The 18,797-nt window shown below is 59.1% G+C and carries 10 protein-coding genes; 8 read left to right on the top strand and 2 right to left on the bottom strand.

Annotated features, from left to right (window positions below):
• Positions 1-732 precede the first annotated feature (732 nt).
• Genes ABEA08_RS02935 through ABEA08_RS02925 form a run of 3 tightly spaced genes read left to right on the top strand, consistent with a single transcriptional unit; the run spans position 733 to position 11,853 of the window.
• Positions 733-10,278 carry an Ig-like domain-containing protein gene (locus tag ABEA08_RS02935; RefSeq protein ID WP_345333149.1) on the top strand — a complete coding sequence of 3,182 codons (9,546 nt, stop codon included), beginning with the start codon at positions 733-735 and terminating at the stop codon, positions 10,276-10,278.
• Positions 10,278-11,279, top strand: a complete 1,002-nt coding sequence (locus ABEA08_RS02930) for a methyltransferase domain-containing protein (RefSeq protein ID WP_345333147.1) — start codon at positions 10,278-10,280, stop codon at positions 11,277-11,279. Before ABEA08_RS02935 ends, ABEA08_RS02930 begins: the two co-directional genes overlap by 1 nt.
• Positions 11,254-11,853 (top strand): aspartyl/asparaginyl beta-hydroxylase domain-containing protein, encoded by a 600-nt coding sequence (locus tag ABEA08_RS02925; protein ID WP_345333145.1) that lies wholly within the window; start codon positions 11,254-11,256, stop codon positions 11,851-11,853. Before ABEA08_RS02930 ends, ABEA08_RS02925 begins: the two co-directional genes overlap by 26 nt.
• On the opposite strand, the gene ABEA08_RS02920 is transcribed toward ABEA08_RS02925, so the two are convergent.
• A complete protein-coding gene (locus ABEA08_RS02920; RefSeq protein ID WP_345333143.1) occupies positions 11,846-12,874 on the bottom strand; it encodes a phytanoyl-CoA dioxygenase family protein in 1,029 nt (342 codons plus the stop codon). The genes ABEA08_RS02925 and ABEA08_RS02920 overlap by 8 nt on opposite strands.
• Positions 12,875-13,034: 160 nt before the next feature.
• On the opposite strand from ABEA08_RS02920, the gene ABEA08_RS02915 reads away from it, so the two are divergent.
• The gene (locus ABEA08_RS02915) at positions 13,035-13,625 is read left to right on the top strand and encodes a pentapeptide repeat-containing protein (RefSeq protein WP_345333141.1); all 591 of its coding nucleotides are present in this window, start codon (positions 13,035-13,037) and stop codon (positions 13,623-13,625) included.
• Here ABEA08_RS02915 and ABEA08_RS02910 read toward each other — a convergent pair.
• The gene (locus ABEA08_RS02910) at positions 13,622-14,044 is read right to left on the bottom strand and encodes a CopG family ribbon-helix-helix protein (RefSeq protein WP_345333139.1); all 423 of its coding nucleotides are present in this window, start codon (positions 14,042-14,044) and stop codon (positions 13,622-13,624) included. The genes ABEA08_RS02915 and ABEA08_RS02910 overlap by 4 nt on opposite strands.
• Before the next feature lie 140 nt (positions 14,045-14,184).
• Between ABEA08_RS02910 and ABEA08_RS02905 the strand changes: the two genes are divergently transcribed.
• From ABEA08_RS02905 to ABEA08_RS02890, 4 genes are read left to right on the top strand one after another with little or no spacing between them, the layout of a single operon-like run.
• Complete coding sequence (locus ABEA08_RS02905; RefSeq protein WP_345333137.1) at positions 14,185-15,090, top strand: ABC transporter substrate-binding protein; 906 nt, start codon at positions 14,185-14,187, stop codon at positions 15,088-15,090.
• Positions 15,090-16,082 carry a FecCD family ABC transporter permease gene (locus tag ABEA08_RS02900; RefSeq protein WP_345333135.1) on the top strand — a complete coding sequence of 331 codons (993 nt, stop codon included), beginning with the start codon at positions 15,090-15,092 and terminating at the stop codon, positions 16,080-16,082. Before ABEA08_RS02905 ends, ABEA08_RS02900 begins: the two co-directional genes overlap by 1 nt.
• A gap of 18 nt (positions 16,083-16,100) precedes the next feature.
• Positions 16,101-16,850 carry an ABC transporter ATP-binding protein gene (locus tag ABEA08_RS02895; protein WP_345333133.1) on the top strand — a complete coding sequence of 250 codons (750 nt, stop codon included), beginning with the start codon at positions 16,101-16,103 and terminating at the stop codon, positions 16,848-16,850.
• Positions 16,847-18,769, top strand: a complete 1,923-nt coding sequence (locus ABEA08_RS02890) for a TonB-dependent receptor plug domain-containing protein (protein WP_345333132.1) — start codon at positions 16,847-16,849, stop codon at positions 18,767-18,769. Before ABEA08_RS02895 ends, ABEA08_RS02890 begins: the two co-directional genes overlap by 4 nt.
• The last annotated feature ends 28 nt before the right edge of the window (positions 18,770-18,797 follow it).

The raw sequence follows: 18,797 nt of genomic DNA, 5'->3' as shown, positions 1-18,797 counted from the left end.
CCGCCCCGTCGCTGGCTGCCGCTGGTAGCCGCCATGATGCCGGCTTTGGTACCCAATGCCCAAGCCAACTCCCTCACATTCGGTTCAAGAAGCTTCGGCGCCCTCAGCCGCCAACGAACGGCCGCCACCGCACAGACTCACGGGAGTATACCCACGCAGGCTCAACCAAATCAGGACGTTGTCAGTCAACCCATAAATAAGTCACCAAGTCGCCAAAGCTCTAAGACACCATTTTCAACATTTGGTCAAAATGCACAGACACCGGCTAAGCACAAAGTGAAAGGAACAGCTCAAATTGATGGGCATCTGCTGACATACTTAAAGGTCAACCAACTATTAAAAACCAATAGCACACTGTCAGCAAAACTATCAGGGACAATCCAAGCTGATGGACAAGGACAAAAAGTGCTTGCCAGCTTCCTTTCAACGATTGCCACCGGTACAGACATTCAGTGTCCTGGCAAAACAAATGTCCTTTTTGCTTATGCGCCAATTAGTAATTACTGCTTCTATGGCACCACCAACTCCGCTTATTACATTTGGAATTCAAATACTTCCAAAACATTGACGACAGTCAGCGGATTAATAAACCGTTATGTCAATGGTCAAGCGAATTTCCAAGCCCAATGCCAGATAAAGTTGACTGAATGCTATACCCCTGCCAACGCCCCCCCTACCGACATCACTCTAAGCTCCAACTCTGTCAATCAGAGCGGCGGAAACAATGCCACCGTGGGTACCCTATCCACCACCGATCCCGACGCTGATAGTCATACTTACACCTTGGTCAGCGGTAGCGGGGACACGAACAACGGCTCATTTAATATCAGCGGCAACGCACTTCGGGCCAATGATGCCTCCAGCCTAAGTGCAGGCAACTATTCAGTACGGATCCAAACCGATGATAACGCTGGGGGAACCTATTCCGAAGCGATGACCATTGCAGTGGTGGATAACGTAAGCCCATCGTTTGAAAACAGCACCCCCAGCATCAGCAGCACGACCCTCGATGGCGCTACCGTCTCGGCCGATCTCGATGAGGATGGCACGGTGTACTATGTGGTGGTTGCCAATGGCAGCACCACTCCCTCGGCCGCCCAGGTCAAAGCGGGACAGGACGGCAGCGGCGCCTCAGCCCTGGCCAGTGGCAGTTTTGCCACCAGCGGCACCACAGGCAGTGATACATTCAACGGCCTCAGCGCGGGGACCGCTTACGACCTCTATATCGTCGCCGAAGACGACGAAGGTACCCCCAACCTTCAAGCCAGTGCGACTCACGTCGATTTCATCACGCAAAGCCCGGACAGCGACGCGAACCTGACCGCAGCTGTGGGTGTCACCGAGCCTGTTGCCCTGCCCAGCACTGTGGATTCCTCAGTCGAGGCCATTGCTCTGTTCGACTTTACCCTCACAGATGGCGGCAGTGCCGATGGCTTAGCGCTGGATATCAGCCAGATCGAGCTCAACGTCAGTGGCACGGCGGATCCATCGAAGATCAGCTGGGTGCTCAACGGTCCCGATCTCACAGATACCGCCGGCGTCTACAGCAGCAACACCCTCACCTTCTCGAGCCTGCCCATCAGCGTGGCCGATAGCAGCAGCGAGGTGTACACGCTCAGTGCCAATTTCAACGACAATACCGACCTGACCGACGGTCAGACCCTGATCGTCAGCATCGACGGCGATACAGATCTAACCGTCGGAGCCAGCGGCACCCAGATGGGCAGCACCACGGCCATCACCAACAGTGTCGGCAGCCCCGTCGAGATCACCGCGACTCAATTGGCCTGGACCACCCAGCCTGCGGGCTCGGTCTCCGGCAGCACCCTGACCACCCAGCCGGTGATCACCGCACAGGATGCCTTTGGCAATACCGACACCGACTTTAGTGAAACCGTCACCCTAACCGAGGCCAGTGCCGGTACTTTAACTGGCGACACGGTGACTGCCGTTGCGGGAATAGCCACCTTCTCGGGTCTCACCTACAGCGCCACCGCCGATCAGCAATCCTTTACCCTGACGGCCAACGATCAAGATGCCGTTGGCAGCGATATTGATCCCAGCGACGCCAGTGCCATGACCGCCGATGTGGTGGCGACCCAGTTGGTGTTTGACACTCAGCCCGCCCCTTTAGCGGTGGATTCTGAGCAGGCCACCTCCTTAACCACCGTCCCGGTACTGTCGGCACGTGACGCGAATAATGTGGTGGATACCGGCTACGGCGGCAATATCTCCCTTGCTGAGATCAATGGCGCCGGCAGTGCAACGATAAGTGGCACCGGCGACAGCGACGGCGACAGTGCCACCGTGACTTTGACGCCAACGGCGGGGATCGCCACCTTCACTGGACTGCAGCTGACCTACACACCCACCAGTGGTGCGACGGAAACCTTTAACCTGCAAGCCATCTCCGGCGACGTATCCGCCACCACAAGCAGCCAACTCAGCGCTGCCTATGTGTTACCGACCATCACCTCCGCCACCTTCGACGCCAGCACGGGTGTGCTGGTGGTGACCGGCACCGGTTTTGTCGGCAACAGCGGCGCCAATAATGATGTTGATGTCTCGACCTTGACCCTAACCGGGCAAGGCGGAGGCACGCGCACCCTGTCAACCTCCAACGATGTGGAGATCGATTCCTCGACCCAGTTCACCGTGACACTGAGCGGTGCCGATCTTACTGCTGTCGACGCCCTGCTCAACCGCAGCGGCATTCAGTCCGCAGACAGCACCAGCTACAACCTGGCCGCGGCAGATGACTTTATCGCCTATGTGACCAGTGGTGACGCCAGCGATCTCGTGGCCAATGCCATCACTGTCAATAACGCCTTCGATGCCGATGGTGGGCTCACTGCCGCCAATGGCGTCAGCGAACCGGTTGCTTTGAACTTCTCCGCCGACACTGCAGGCGAAGCAGCCTCCCTGTTCGACTTCACCCTGACTGATGGCGGTAGCGCCGATGGCCTTCCACTCGGGATCACTCAGGTAGTATTCAACCTCGGTGGCACATCCTCCGACGCAGAGCGTGCCGACATCACCTGGCAGCTCAACGGCCCGGACGCGACCAATGTCACCGGCAACTACAACGCCGCGACCGATTCCCTAACTTTCTCGGGCCTGAGCCTATCCGTGAGCGACGGTGCCAGTGAGATCTACACCCTCAGTGGCTACTACAACGACACCAGCAGCCTGACCCACGGCAGCACGGTGATCATCAGTATCGATGGCGATACCAACCTCACCGTCAGTAGCGGTGGCAGCCAGATGGCCAACACCAGCACTGTAACCAACGGCACGGGAACCGCCTTAACCGATGATATCGCCCCGCTAGTCACCTCGGTGTCCGTGCCAGCCAACGCCACCTACACCGCCGGAAATAGCCTGGATTTCACCATTAATACGAATGAAAACGTTACGGTCGATACCTCAGGCGGGACGCCACATCTGGCACTGACCATCGGCTCAGCCACGCGCTATGCCGACTACGTCAGTGGCAGTGGCGGCACGGCGCTGACATTCCGCTACACAGTACAGAGCGGCGATGACGACAGCGATGGCATCGCCTTGGCCGCCACGCTGGCTCCCAACAGCGGCACACTGCAAGACGCAGCCGGTAATGATCTCAGCACCACACTAAGTGGAGTAGGCAGTTTAACCAGCGTACTGGTCGACGCGGTCGCGCCAGACGCTCCGATCGGCCTAGATATGGCCGCCAGCTCCGATACCGGCAGCAGCGACACAGACGATATCACCAATGACACCACGCCCAGGATCAGCGGCAGTGGCGAGCTCGGCGCAACGGTAACCCTATTTAGCGATCTGGATGGCGACGGTGTCCTCGATGTCGGGGAGCCCAGTACCACCAGCGTCAGCGCTGGCAACTGGTCCGTCGACATGGCCACCTTGTCAGCGGCCAATCCCAATACCGCGCATCGGCTTAAGGCATATCAAACCGATGCCGCAGGCAACGTCTCCCCGGTGAGTCAATCCCTGCAGATCACCTTAGATACCACGGCCCCCAGTGGCCATTCCGTCGCGCTGGATCAAGACTACATTAATGGCGCCAATCAAGCCTCGGCCAGCTTCGCCTTCAGTGCTGGCGAAGTGGGCTCAAGTTTCGACTACACCCTGTCCAGTGATGGCGGCGGCACGCCGGTGATCGGCTCGGGAACCCTGGACTCCGCCAACATGAAGATCACGGGACTCAACCTCAGCAACCTAGGCGAAGGGATCCTGACCTTGTCGGCGATCCTGACCGATCAGGCCGGTAACGCAGCAACCGCTCAGACCGACACAGTGACCAAAGACGTCACTGCACCCATTGGCTACAGCGCCAACTTTAACCATGATCCCCTGTCTCAAACCAATGTCAGCAACACCGGCTTCACCCTGTCTGGTGCCGAAGTGGGCAGCAACTACCACTACAGCATTAGCAGCAGTGGTGGCGGTAGCAATGTCGCCAATTCAGGTACCGTTAGCGCATCTAACGAGAGCATTGCAGGGATCGATCTCAGCGGACTCGATGACGGCACCCTGACCCTGTCCCTCACCCTGACGGATGGCGCCGACAATGTCGGCTCTGCCACCACGGATACGGTCGACAAGGACGTCCAAGGCCCACAGATCACGTCAGTGGCGCTCAATAGCGGCGATCTCAAGGGATCCGATACCATTACCGCCACCTTCAGCTTTGACGATGTGGTTATCCTGTCGGACACGAACAACACAGCAACCTTGAATATTGGTGGTACCAGTCGAAGCGCGAGCTACAGCAGCGGCAGTGGCACCTCGACCCTCACCTACCAATATGTCGTGCAAACTGGAGACAATGACGACGATGGCGTTGCTGTCACCAGCTTAAGCCTCAACGGCGATACCGCAACCGATGGTAATGGCAATGATGCCGATCTAAGCTTTGTCGCCTTAACCGAAACCGCGCTGCTTGTGGACACAGAGGCACCGGCTCCGGTCTCGCCCGAGCAGGCGGCGCAGATCCTCAATGCCGACACCCAGGCGCTATCACAACGCGATTATGGCGAAGAGGGGATCACCATTAAGCTACTGGCGGACAACGACGGCAATGGCATTGCCGACAACGATACCGCCATCGCCAGCGACACAGTGAACGGATCAAGTTGGTCACTGACCGCCACCTTAAGGCAAGACAGCGATAACCACTTCGTCCTGCGCGCCGAAGATGCGGCAGGCAACTATGCCGATCTGCCCGTGGGCAACTTCCAGGAAGACTCTACCGCGCCAGAAAGCCCGACCGTCAGTGCTCCGCAAGAAGCGCGCTTCCAGCCTACAACGGGCCTGACAATTTCGGGTGCTCACAACGAAAATGGCGTGACCATCGCCCTGTTTGCCGACAGCAATAATGATGGCGTCGCCGACAACGATACCCAGTGGTACAGCACCACTGTCAGCGGCAATGTCTGGTCGCTGGATCTCTCCCTGGCCGAGAACAGCACCAGCGACTACGTGGTCGCCGCGCTCGATGCCGCCAATAATCGCTCTGCCGACGTCGACCTGGTCAGTCTGACCCACGATGACGTAATACCGAGCGCCACCGTGACCAGCAACCTGACTAATGACACCACACCCAGCCTGTCCGGCACCCTACAAGATGATGGTGGCATGGAAAGCCTGACTGCCACTCTCGAGAACGCCGCTGGTACCGAATTTGGACCCTATACCATCAACCTCACTGACGGTCAGCCAAGCGGTAACTGGAGCCTGACCGATGTTGCCGACACCTTGGATGATGGGATCTATGACATTCATCTGAGCGCGACCGATCGAGCGGGCAATAGCCAGATCCTTACCGATGCCGGAACGGTGGAGGTAGATACCCAGGCGCCTGCGGGATATACCGTCGCGATCGAGCAACTGCGGATCGACAGCAACAACGAAACCGCGCTGAGCTTTGAGATCGCCGGTGGGAATACTGACGACCGATTCAGCTACCAGATCAGCGACGGCACCGACGAGGTGACCGGCACCGGCACGCTAACCAGCGGCCGCTTTACCGTAGAAAATGTCGACGTCTCCAGCCTAGCTGAGGCCCAATTGACGCTGACGCTGACGCTGACCGATCCCGCCAAAAATACCGGCGATCCGGCCAGTGACTCCGTCACCAAGATCTACAACCTTGCCCCCATCATCGCTCAGGGCAGCAGCACCTCGGTTACCATGAGCGAAGATGGCAGTCCCACCGCCTTTGCCTTAACGCTTAATGGCAGCGACATCGATAATGACGCCTTAAACTGGTCTATCGTCAGTCCAGCAGCGCTAGGCACAGCCTCAATTACCGGCAACAACACCACTGCTAGCCTGGCCTACACCCCCAATGACAACGTCAATGGCAGTGACAGCTTTCAGGTTCAGCTCAGCGATGGCAGCCTCACCGACATCATTACGGTCAACGTCACCATCGAGGCGGTCAACGACGCACCGGTGCTTAGCGGCACACCGAGCACAACGGTCAATGAGGATACTTCCTATCTTTTCACTCCCTCGGTATCGGATCTCGATAGCAGCAACTTCAGCTATCAGATCGCTGGCAAACCCAACTGGACCAGCTTCGACAGCACAACCGGCGCGCTGAGCGGCACGCCGGGCAACAGTGATGTCGGCAGCTACGCCAATATCGTCATCAGCGTCACCGACAGCGCCGGCGCCAGCGCCAGCCTGCCGGCCTTTACCATCACCGTCGCCAATACCAACGATGCGCCCACGCTCAGTGGCGCACCAGCCATCAGTGTCGATCAGGATGAAGCCTATAGCTTCACCCCAACCCTGACCGACATCGATGTCGGCGACAGTCACACCTTCGCCATCAGCGGCAAACCCAGCTGGGCCAGCTTCGACAGCACAACCGGCGCGCTGAGCGGCACGCCGGGCAACAGTGATGTCGGCAGCTACGCCAATATCGTTATCAGCGTCACCGACAGTGCCGACGCCAGTGCCAGCCTTGCCCCCTTCACCCTCTCTGTCGTCAACACCAATGACCTGCCGCAACTGAGCGTGGCCGTTCTGGTGGTCGAGGAGGATGGAGAGCTCCTGTTTGATGTGCAAAGTGAAGACCTGGATGAAGACCCAGTGACCGTTGAGATCCAGACGCCCCCAGAGCATGGCGAGCTGCAACAAACGCCCTGGCGCTACATTCCCAACAGCAACTTCCACGGTCAAGATAGCTTTGTTCTGGTCGCCAATGATGGCCAAGCAGATTCTGAGCCGCTTACGGTGCCGGTGACTGTGGTTGCCGTAAATGACCCACCACAGGCCAGTGATGACCTCTTTGAGCAGACAGCCAACGATACCGGTGTCTACACCTTGGATGTGCTCGCCAACGACACCGATATCGACGGTGACACGCTCAGCCTGATCAACGCCCAAAGCAGTCAAGGCAGCGTTGCTATTGAAGACGACGCGCTAATACTGACGCTCGGTGCTGACGTTGCTGGCGAGATCACTCTCGATTATGTGGTCGATGATGGCTTTGATAGCACAGACAGCGCCAGCGTCACCCTGCGCCTGAGCGGTGGAGGCGATCTACCCACGCTGACAGTACCCGATGATATCGTCATTTGGGCGACGAGCACACGAACCAAAGTCGATCTGGGCAGCGCAACGGCCGAAGATCACACCGGTCAGCCGCTGGCCGTCTCTCGCACCCCTCGAGGATCACGCTTTGCGCCGGGCCGTCATGAAGTGGTGTGGCAAACCGTGGACAGTGAGGGCCGTAGCTTGAGCATGACGCAAACCGTCGATGTCCATCCGCTGATCAACTTCGGCAAAGACCAGTCACTTGCCGAAGGCAGCGATGCGTCCCTCTCTCTCTATCTCAATGGCAATGCACCAGAATACCCCCTGACGGTGCCCTTTAGCCTCAGTGGCAGCGCCAGCGACGGCAGCGATTATGAGCTGAGCGCAGGCGCGTTTACCTTCGAACAAGGCACCGAATCGCAGATCAGCGTCACTATCCTCAACGATGAAGAAGCCGACGTACCGGAAACCCTGCTGCTGACCTTGGCGGAGGACATCAATCGAGGCACACAAAGCACCCACACCCTGACCATTGTTGAAGAGAACCTAGCGCCCAGCATCCAACTGAGTGCACAACAAGCTGGAGAAGTACGACGCCTATTCAGTCAGGATGGCGGCCCGGTGATCCTAAGTGCCGACATTGAAGATCCGGATCCCAACGACACCCTGACGGTTCAATGGCAGGACGCAGTCTTGGCCGCTGGCTCGCCCGATCTGGACGGCGATACCCAACTGCTGTTTGATCCCACAGCCATGGCTCTGGGCAGCTACGAAGTCAGCGCCAGTGTCAGCGATGGCGATCTAGAGCGCCGCACCAACCTGCACTTCGAACTGGTTGCCACCCTAGCACCACTAAGCGAAGCCGACAGCGACGGCGATCTGATCCCCGATGCCCAGGAAGGCTACGGCGATGACGATGGCGACGGCCTGGAGAACTACTTGGATGCCGTCGAAGGCTGCAATCTGGCACCACTGGATCTGAACGATCAGAACCAGAATCTGGTGGAGGGCGATGCCGGGATCTGCATCCGCGCTGGCGCTCTGGCCATCGGCGGGGAGAACAACAGCATCAATGTGGACGAACTCGATGTGTTGCCTGAGCCCGCCGACTATCAGTTTGTCAGCGATGTGGTGGACTTCGTCGCCACCGGACTGCCGGAGGGTGGCCAGCGTTACCGCTTGGTACAGCCTCAGCGCGAACCGCTGCCAGCCAATGCCGCCTACCTCAAGTACAGCGATAGCAAGGGCTGGTACGAGTTTGATACCAGCACCGGTGACCAACTGCACAGTACCGCGGGCGAAAAAGGTTACTGTCCACCACCGGGCGGCGACATCTGGCAGTCCGGTTTGACCGAGGGCCATTGGTGCATCCAGCTGACCCTGAGCGACGGCGGTCCCAACGACGACGATGATATGCCCAATCAGATCACCGATCCCGGTGGCGTGGTGATCCTGCAAACGGATAACAGCGCCCCGCAGGCTCAGATGGCCACCTTGGAGATGGCGCAAGGCAGCAGCCTCAACATTGACCTCATCGCAGTTGCACAAGCACAGGATCCCGACGGCGATCCCCTCACTCTGGTTCAACTGGATGTCAGCGACGGTCAGATCGAGCAGGATCACGCGCTCCAACTGATCTATCAACCGCCCGCCAACTTCATCGGTGAAGCCACGCTGGCGTACACCCTGAGTGACGGCAACGGGGGCAGCGTCAGTGAAGCCATTCTGATCCAAGTGCGTTTCAACCAAGCGCCGGAGGCGCAACCGGACAACGCCACAACGCAAGATCGCACCAGCATCATTGTCGACGTTTTGGCCAATGACAGCGATCCCGACCAGCAACCACTGCGCCTGCTGTCCGTCAGCGCCGAGCACGGCTCTGCCAGCCTGACGGCCGACCAACAGGTGCTGTACCGCCCACAATTGGGCTACCAAGGCGTCGACACCGTCACCTACCGGATCGCCGATCCCCTCGGTGCCGAAGCCGAAGGCAGCTTATCCGTCACCATCGATGCCTATGAAACCATTACCGTTACCCACAAAGGCAGTGGCGGCGGAGTGGGCCCAGGGCTGCTCCTGCTGGCCTTCTTCGCCGCAGCAGGCCGGCGCAAGCTCTGGCGCGTCAGCGCCGCCGCCAGCACCCTTCTTTGCGCCCAAGCCGCCGCGAACTGGGAGGTCTCACTGCAAAGCGGTTACAGCCGTACCAGCAGCCAAACCCAGCTCGACCAACTGCAACTGACGCAAGCGGGCTTTGAGATCGACCAGTTGCACCGTGACAACAGCGACTGGAGCTGGGGCGGCGCGATCGGCTATCAAGCCCTGCCCCAATGGCGGCTGCGCCTGGGCTATCAGGATCTGGGCGAATACAAACTCGAATACCGTGGTACCGCACTGGACCCCGCTGCCAGCCAACAGGCCGCCGCTGCACTCGGCCCTCGTGCGACCAGCGGCGTCACCCTTGGCGCCCACTACCGTTGGCAGCTCACCGAGCCATTGGCGCTGGAGCTCGGTGCCGGCGCCTGGTGGTGGGACAGCGAAATGAGCGGCCGCTCCACACGACTGCATACCGAAGCCAAGGAGGATGGCACCGACTGGTATACCGAGCTAGGCCTACAGTGGCAACTCAACGACCACTGGTCTGTCGGCGGCGGCTGGCAGTATTTTGCTCAGGATGGCCAGTATGCTGACGACATCGACAACCTTTACCTGCGACTGAGCCTGGGGTTTTAATGCCATCATTGAAAACCGAGTTAACCAACATCATCCGCCAGCTACAGTGTGTGCCGACGGACGAGCCAGGGCTTATCAAGCATCATCAGGATGCCTATCTTGAGCGCCTATGCCAGTTTCTGGAACTGGATCTGAGGCCAGCCACCTTCATCGATCAGGGCTACAGCCATACCGCAGCGGGCAAAGCAGTCTCACCTCAGGTCGCCGCCATGTGTGCCATGGAATATATGCGGGTACAGCAGTTTCAACAGGGGATCCTCGCTGCAATAGCCGCACACGCAGATCCGGCTCAGCCGCTTCAGCTGCTGTACGCGGGCACAGGGCCACTGGGCACTTTGGTGTTGCCGCTCTTGCTGCTGATCAAGCCCAGTCAGGTACGTATCACCCTGCTCGATATCCATCGGGATTCGCTCGACACACTAAAGCGGGTACTGGATGAGTTGGATCTGGGGGAGTTTATAGAAGAGATCGTCCTCGCCGATGCCATTACCTGGCACAGCGAGCGTCGATTCGATCTGATCGTTTCCGAAACCATGAAAGCGATGTTAGAGCAAGAACCTCAGGTACGCATATTCGCCAACCTCTCGCGCTGTCTCAAACCCGGCGGTTCGCTGATCCCGCAGCAGATCCGTCTCAGCGCCACTCTCTATCATCGCCAAGCGCTTCAGTATCGAGCGCTGCCACTGCCCTTGGGGCCGTTTTTTACTCTCGACCGTGCCACAGCCCAAACCATCGACCAAAACGATCACATTGCCGGCACACTGAGCTGCCCTCCCCATGGCCTGCCCGACCGCCTCGATCTGGCGACCGATATCCAGATCTTTGCAGACATTTGGCTCACCCAAAACCAATCCAGCCTCAATCTGATAAAAAGCCTCACTCTGCATGAGTGGCACCAGCTGGACAGCATCGCTTTCCACTACCAGTGGGGCCGTGAGCCCTGCTTCGTCTTCCAACCCAGCGGAGAGCGTGTACATGAGCCTGCCCTTCGTCCGGCTTAAGCGCATCGATACAGCACCTATCCTGCGAGAGCTTGCCCCCTTACTCAACGGCGAGTGGCATCCGCACGTCAATACCCGCGGCCATCAAGGTCGCTGGGATTGTCTGCCGCTGCGCTGTGCCGCACAGCACCGCCAAGCCCATCCCATCCTGCAGCTTTACGCGCTGGAGGGGCACTCGCAGTGGTGCGATCTGCCCACCCTTGCAGATTGCCCTCATCTGCTTGCACTGCTTGATCTGCTCCCCACCGCCATCGGCGCCGTGCGTCTAATGCGACTGGCGCCCGGCGCCCATATAAAACGCCACCGAGATAAAGATCTGTCGCTCGAAGGGGGGGAAGTGCGGCTTCATCTGAGCTTAACCGGCAGCCAAGGCGTGCTCTATCATATTGATGATCAGCCACTGCGCATGGCCGTCGGGGAGCTGTGGTATTTCAATGCCGATCTGCCCCATGAGGTATGGCATCGAGGCACAGAGGGTCGCATTCAGCTGGTGATTGATGCCCAAAGCAGTGAGCCACTGCGTGCTTGGATCCATCAGGCAGCCCAATACGAGTTATCAGGGCTACTCAGCTAAAACCACCCGCAGCCACTCCAAGCGAGGACTGGGCAGCGTCAATATCGATTGGCGCTAAATTGAGGTACTGCACCAATCGAGGCATCCGTCCCAAATTCGGCCGGCTGCCATGGGGCAAGGCCGCATGCCAAATCACCATATCTCCGGCCTGTGCCGGTACCGGTATCGACCCCAACTCATGCAGATCCTGCTGCTGCGGGTCAACCCCTGCAGGCAAAGCAGCCAGCCAATCCGCCAGCCGATGTTGGAAACCCGGTACCAAGGTCAACGCGCCCTGCTCCGGCGGCGTATCCGTCAGATAGACCAACCCCTGAGTGGCAAACCGCAGCGGTTGACTAAGATCGAGATCCCAATGCAGATCGGGACCAGGAAAAGGCCAACCCGGCCGCTGAGGAGGGTGAAAACTGCAGCGATCGGCACTGGGCCACAGATCCGCACTGCCCCAAAGTTGAGAGAAGGCTTTACGGATCCGAGCACTGCCACGAATGGCACGCAACGCTGGATGCTGGATCAGCTCCACCATGATCCCGTTGGCTCGGCCATACCAACTGTCAGCGTCATTGGGGGATGCTTGCAGCGTGTGCCAAACAGCCTCCGCAGCCACATCAGCCTGCGCCTTACTGATCGCCTGGCGCAGCACCAGATAACCGCGTGCCTGCCAATGCTGCAATGCCTCCGGCGTCAACACCGGGGCTGCCGCGGTGATCTGCGCGAGTTGACGCTGTACCTCCCTGGACATCTTCGCTGCATCCATAGCAGCATTGAATCGGGACACAGTGGCCTCTACCGGTAGCCCAGCCGTTGCAACGATCCAGCGTTCAAAATCGGCAAAACTGGGTCGTTGCCCATACAGGAACACCAAACATTGATGCAGTCCAATACCGAGTGCATTCATCAATGCCAGATCTCGATCCGCGCGCCAACGGCACACGCTTTGCCCGGCCATTCGATCCCGCCAGAACTCGCCAAGTGCCTCAATGCCTATGGTGCTGGCGTTCGACCCTGTTGCCCCGTTATGCATATAGACAGACTCTCCTTCGTCTCTATTCCATTGCGCCCGTGGCCAACCGAACCTTTGTCCTAACCCAAAAAGGATCAGCCGATCTAATCCAATAGGCCGTTGTTCCCGTTAAGCGAAGCCATTAGCATTGGGGGCACATTTTCTTGAGCCCTGCAGTAGCATGTTTAAACAACACGAATACCAGTCCCAACGGTTTGAAAAGTTGGATCACTCCTACGAGGAACTCAATGACAAACGGTTCGATGACTGCACCTTCATCGACTGTAACTTCAGTGAAGCGACCTTCGACGCCTGCCAATTCATCGACTGCCACTTCATCCGCTGTAACCTCAATCTAGTACAGCTCGGCTATAGCCAACTGCGCGACGTACGTTTTGAGCACTGCAAGCTACTGGGGATCGACTGGACTCGGGTCAACTGGCCCAACTTCCTGTTCAGCGCCCCGGTCCAGTTTGACCAGTGCCTGCTCAGCGAAGGCAGCTTCTACGGACTGAAACTCAATGAGTTACAGATGCTTGAGTGCAAAGCCCACAACCTGGATCTGCGCGAAGCCGATCTCAGTGACGCCGATCTTAGCCACACCGACTTTACCGGCGCCCAGTTTCATAACACCAACCTCAGTAACGCCAACTTTGCCGAAGCGATCGCCTACGACATCAACATCTTCAATAATCCGGTCAAAGGAGCAAAGTTCAGCCGGTTCGAGGCGACCAGTTTGTTGGAAAGCTTGGAGATCGAGTTGCTGGATTAGGCTGGCTGATCATGCATTACGGGGATCAAGTGCAGATGGCAATTCTCCACACCACTAAGGGTCTGCACCTCATTGTTGATCTGCAACAACACATCGGCCGGCCCTTTCAGTGACAGGGTTTCCATCACCTGCAGATCATCCACCGGGATCTGGGTCGAGGCAATCACCCACTCACGCTGCGCCTGCATCACGTCACTGATCCGCCCTATCACCAAATTAGAGCTACGCCGGTAGAGAAACGTGAGTGTTCCAATGCATAGGATCTTCGGCCGATGCATAAGCTCCTTCTGCCGGCTCTGCTCACGTACCAGATCTCGAAACAACTCAGACCGGTTGTTGTACTGTCCCTGCCGCGCCAATTCATCGGCCAATCTCAAAAGATCGGCACTCATAGATAACGTGATCCGCTCAACCGCCATACGCTTCCTGTCGTAACTCCACCAACATCACACGAAATCATTTTTCTTCATACCGGCTAGTAAAACTTTGATATATATCAAATCAATCTCATTTGGGCGCGAACATAATCGGCCAACCATAGAGATAATCAGGGATCTGTGTGCTTCGTCTTTTTCTGCTATTGCCGCTCTGGCTTGTGCCTTTTGGTGTCTGGAGTCAGCTCCCACTGCCACCAACGAGTGCAGATCACTACCAGCGGATCATCAGCCTCAACCAGCACAGCACCGAACTGTTGCTGCAACTAGGCCTGGCGGATCGCATGGTCGGCAGCGCCTACGCCGACGAGGCGATCTGGCCACCGCTGGCCAAACAGTACGCCCAAGTTCCTGTGCTCTCGCGCTATTACCCGAACAAAGAAACCCTACTGCTGCAGCAACCGGATCTGCTGATCGGCGGCTTTGCCAGCGCCTTCACCACGGCCGGGATCGGCCCGCAGCAATGGTGGCAGGCGCGCGGCATCGACTGCTATCTGATGACGCCCCCCGCGGATAGCCCGGCCGATCTGGCCACCCTGTTTGAGCAGATCCGATCCCTAGGGGAACTGCTCGGTGTCGAGCAAGCCGCCCAAGCGGAGATCGCCCGCCAGCAAGCGCAGCTGGATCAGCGCCACACCTTGCCCTATCAACCCACGGTGATCCTCTGGCTCCGTGGCGACGACGCCCCCTACGTCGCAGGCGGAACCGGCTTTGCCCATAACTTGATCGAACAAGCCGGCGCCATCAACGGCGCCGCAGCGATCCCACGCCCATTCGCGACCCTGTCCTGGGAACAGGTGATCGCCGCCCAGCCGGATCTGATCGTACTGGTCGATTCCAACTGGTCACCCGCCAAAGCCAAACAACAGCTACTCAACCAACAAGCCGGATTGAGCCGAGCCTTAGGCCACATTCCAACCCTGAGCCTGCCCTTTTCCGAAACCATGGACGGCGTCCGATCCAGCCAAGGGATCCTGCATCTCAATCAGGCACTCGCCCAACTGCCGACACCCTCAAAGGAGCTCCGGTGATGTTCAATCAATACCGCAACGCCGCCCTGCTGCTGGGCTTGGCACTGTTGCCACTGTCACTGCTGGCCGGACTGATGCTGGGCAGCGTGCCTCTACCGGCAGACACCCTCTGGGCCGTCCTGCAAGGCGATGACAGCGCCGTCTCGGGCCTGATCATTACCGATCTGCGTCTGCCCCGAGTGCTCGCTGCTGCACTGGTCGGTGCCGCACTGGGCCTGGCTGGCGCCCTAGCCCAAACCCTGCTGCGTAACCCGCTGGCCGATCCCTACCTGCTCGGTGTCGCCAACGGCGCCAGTCTGATGGCGGTCATGCACCTGCTTGGCTGGCCGCTGATCACCCTGTTGCCGCTGCCACTGGCGGCCTTTATCGGCGGCTTGCTGGCCTTCTCAATGGTGTGGTTCTGCGCCCGTGGCCGCGGCGATCAGATCAACCCGCTGATCCTCACCCTGTCGGGGATCGCCATCGCCGCATTGCTCTCCGCCTTAACCACACTGGTGATGCTGCTGGGCGATCAACGCGCACTCGGTCCGACCCTGCGCTGGATGCTGGGCTCCTTAGCAGGGGTCGAATTAGGCCAGCTGCCTCTGCTTCTGGTGCTGCTGATCGGCTGTGCCGCGGTGGCGTGGCAACGCCGCCAACAACTGGACGCGCTGCTGATGGGCTGGAACAAGGCCCAGACCCTCGGGGTCAATATTCGCCGTGAGCGCCTGCTCTGGTGCGGGATCATCGTCCTGTTGGCCTCCGCCTCGGTAGCCCTAGCCGGCGCCGTCAGTTTTGTTGGCTTGGTGGTGCCCCATCTGGCCCGGCTGCTGCTTGGCCCGGGTCATCGCGCTCTGATCCCCGCCAGCCTATTGATCGGTGCACTGCTGCTGATCTGGGTCGATATCCTCTGCCGCACCGCACTGGCCCCCGAAGAGCTGCCACTGGGCATTCCCATGGCCGTGTTGGCCGTCCCCCTGCTGCTGTCGCTGTTGCGCAAGCAGGCCCAGTGATCACCGGAACCTCGTACTATGTGTATTGAACTGCATCAATTAACCCTCAACCAAGGCCACCGCACCGTGGTGCAGCCCACCGACTTGCACCTGCACCGGGGCGAAAAGATCGGGCTCATTGGCCCCAACGGCAGCGGCAAAACCACCCTGCTCAAAGCCATCGCCGGACTGCATTCCCCCGCCAGCGGTCGGATCAGCCTCGATTGCCACTGTCTCAGTGGCCTAGCACCGCAGGATCTGGCCCAACAAATGGCCATCTTGTTGCAGGATCAGCCCACGGATCTGCCCCTGAGCGTGCACGACACCATCGAGCTGGCTGCGATGGCACGACCAGATGGACGAGCCGGCCCCAGCGTCGCCGAGCTGCTGGCGATCGCCCATCTCACCCCGCTGGCCCATACTCCGGTCAGCCGCCTCTCCGGTGGCGAGCGACAACGGGTATTCCTGGCTCAAGCGCTGTTTCAGGCGCCGCAGATCCTGCTGCTCGATGAGCCCAGCAACCATCTGGATGTGCGTCACCAGTGGCAGCTGCTACAACACTGCCACGACACCATCGAGACCGTCATTGCCAGCTACCACGACTTTAACCTGGCCGCCGCCTTGTGCGATCGGCTGATCCTGCTGGTCGATGGCGTGATCCAAGCCGACGGCCCACCGCAGCAAGTGCTGACCCCGGCCAATCTCAAGCGGCACTTCGGCGTCGACAGCGAGCGACTCAGCAACGACGACGATGCCCCACATATCCGCGTATTAGGAGCCGTCGCATGATCCGCCCGACTGCATTGACCTTGCTACTTGGACTCAGTACCGCTCTGTCGGCCGCACCGGAACGGCTCCAAGTGCTCGGCCAATCGCTGGACCAACAACTGATGTCGCAAGCCGAGCTGGGCTCTAGCTTGATCATGATCGACGCTGAGCAGATCGCCAGCGCCGGCGCCGTCGACATCAACGCCATCCTCAATCAGTTTGTTCCCGGCCTGTTTGCCCAAGGCAAGGCCGGACGGTATGACGGCGCCTATTACGCCCTACAAGGTAGCCGCGCCAAAGATATTCTCTGGCTGGTGGACGGCAACCGCATCAACAACCGTCTGTATGGCTCCACCTATCTGGACAGCATCAACCCCATGGTGATCGCCCGCATCGAGGTGCTCAAAGGGGGACAGGGTCTGGTGCACGGCTCCGATGCCATCGCCGGGGTGGTCAACATAGTCACCCGCGAGCCCAGCGCCGATGCCGGCGGCCAGCTGCAACTGACCTACGACACCCTCAACAGCCTGGGCATTGGCTTTAGCACTGGCGCCCAGATAGGCGACGTCGAACTGCTGCTGTTTGGCAGTCACGATCGCTCCGACGGCTATGAGCTGTACCGCGACGAAGACGTACACTGGACCGCCGCCGACCATCAGCAGCGCGGCTACCACGTCAACAACGTCGGCGCTAAGCTGGCCTATCGCCCGACAAACACACAGCGCCTGTCATTGCTGGCCCAACACAACCAGGCCGAGCTGGAACGTACCCGGCCCTACGGCACCCTCGCCAGCCACAACCGACGCGAACAAACCCTACTCACCGCCGACTGGCAGGTGCAGCTCAGTGCGGCCACCGCCCTGCAAACCAAAGCTTACTACCACCAATGGGACAGCTTCTATTTCCGGCTGGATCAAGACGATAACGGCGATCTCACCCTCTGGGATAACGACAGCTTCTGGGGCTTTAAAGATCACGGTATTAAGCTGCTGGCCAGCCATCAGCAGGCAGACTCGACGCAATGGCTGGCGGGCCTGGAGCGCCAATACTTCTCCGGGGCTGATGAGGTGATGGAGTTTCACTCCGACAATGAAGCCGCCAGCGCCGCCTTTGTTCAGCTGCAGCCACGCAAGCTGAACAACCGGCTCGCCACCTCCTTTGGCTTACGTTACGACCGGCTCGATGACGGCGAAGATCAGTGGACCGGATCCATTGGGCTGCACACCCCGCTACTGGAAAGCCAAAGCACCGATCTGGCCCTACGCGCCAACCTCGGCACCAGCTACCGCTTGCCCACCGCCGAAGAGCTGCACGCCGTGGCCAAATTTGGCGTGATCGGCAATCGCGATCTGCGCCCCGAGCAGGGGCAAAATCTCAATCTGGGTTTGGAATATCAAGGCAGCGTCTACTGGCAGGTCGAATTATATTGGCGCCGAGTGGAGGATCTGATCGGCACAGTCGCCATCGACGACAACCTGTACCAATACCAAAACCTGGATGGCGAGATCGACAGCTATGGCATCGATCTCAGCAGCCGATTTGATCTCAGCCCTCGCCTCAGTGCAGAGCTGCGTGGCGCCTGGGGGCAAAGCGAAACCCAGGGGCGCCAGCTCGATGGCGTGCCGCAATGGACCGCCCAAACCCGCCTGCACTACCGCGGCGAACGATTTGAGCTGTGGTGGGACCAACAAGGCAATGGTGCCTTTACCGACTATGGCCGCGAAGCCCCGAGCCATTGGCTAACTCACCTGGGGGCTAGCCTGTGGCTGGATCCACTGCAACAACACCGCCTGCTGCTGCGCATCGAAAACCTGTTCGATCAACGCGGCGTTCAGAGCATCTTTAATCCCGGCGGCACCGCCCCGCCCGATCGTCGCGACCCCATCGACGTCCTCGGCGCACCGCGGCTGGCACAACTTCAATATCACTACCGCTTCTAAGCGGAATGACACTCTATTTCAAAAGGGA

The organism is Ferrimonas pelagia (genome assembly GCF_039543565.1).
Classification (GTDB): Bacteria; Pseudomonadota; Gammaproteobacteria; order Enterobacterales; family Shewanellaceae; genus Ferrimonas; species Ferrimonas pelagia.
Note: the sequence above shows the minus strand (reverse complement) of the source record. Positions and strands in the feature narration are given on the sequence as shown.

Excerpts from the sequence above, each read along its gene's own strand:
- ABEA08_RS02930 (WP_345333147.1), top strand. The coding sequence starts at position 10,278 with ATGCCATCATTGAAAACCGAGTTAACCAACATCATCCGCCAGCTACAG.
- ABEA08_RS02925 (WP_345333145.1), top strand. The coding sequence starts at position 11,254 with ATGAGCCTGCCCTTCGTCCGGCTTAAGCGCATCGATACAGCACCTATC.
- ABEA08_RS02920 (WP_345333143.1), bottom strand. The coding sequence starts at position 12,874 with ATGCATAACGGGGCAACAGGGTCGAACGCCAGCACCATAGGCATTGAG.
- ABEA08_RS02915 (WP_345333141.1), top strand. The coding sequence starts at position 13,035 with ATGTTTAAACAACACGAATACCAGTCCCAACGGTTTGAAAAGTTGGAT.
- ABEA08_RS02910 (WP_345333139.1), bottom strand. The coding sequence starts at position 14,044 with ATGGCGGTTGAGCGGATCACGTTATCTATGAGTGCCGATCTTTTGAGA.
- ABEA08_RS02900 (WP_345333135.1), top strand. The coding sequence starts at position 15,090 with ATGTTCAATCAATACCGCAACGCCGCCCTGCTGCTGGGCTTGGCACTG.
- ABEA08_RS02895 (WP_345333133.1), top strand. The coding sequence starts at position 16,101 with ATGTGTATTGAACTGCATCAATTAACCCTCAACCAAGGCCACCGCACC.
- ABEA08_RS02890 (WP_345333132.1), top strand. The coding sequence starts at position 16,847 with ATGATCCGCCCGACTGCATTGACCTTGCTACTTGGACTCAGTACCGCT.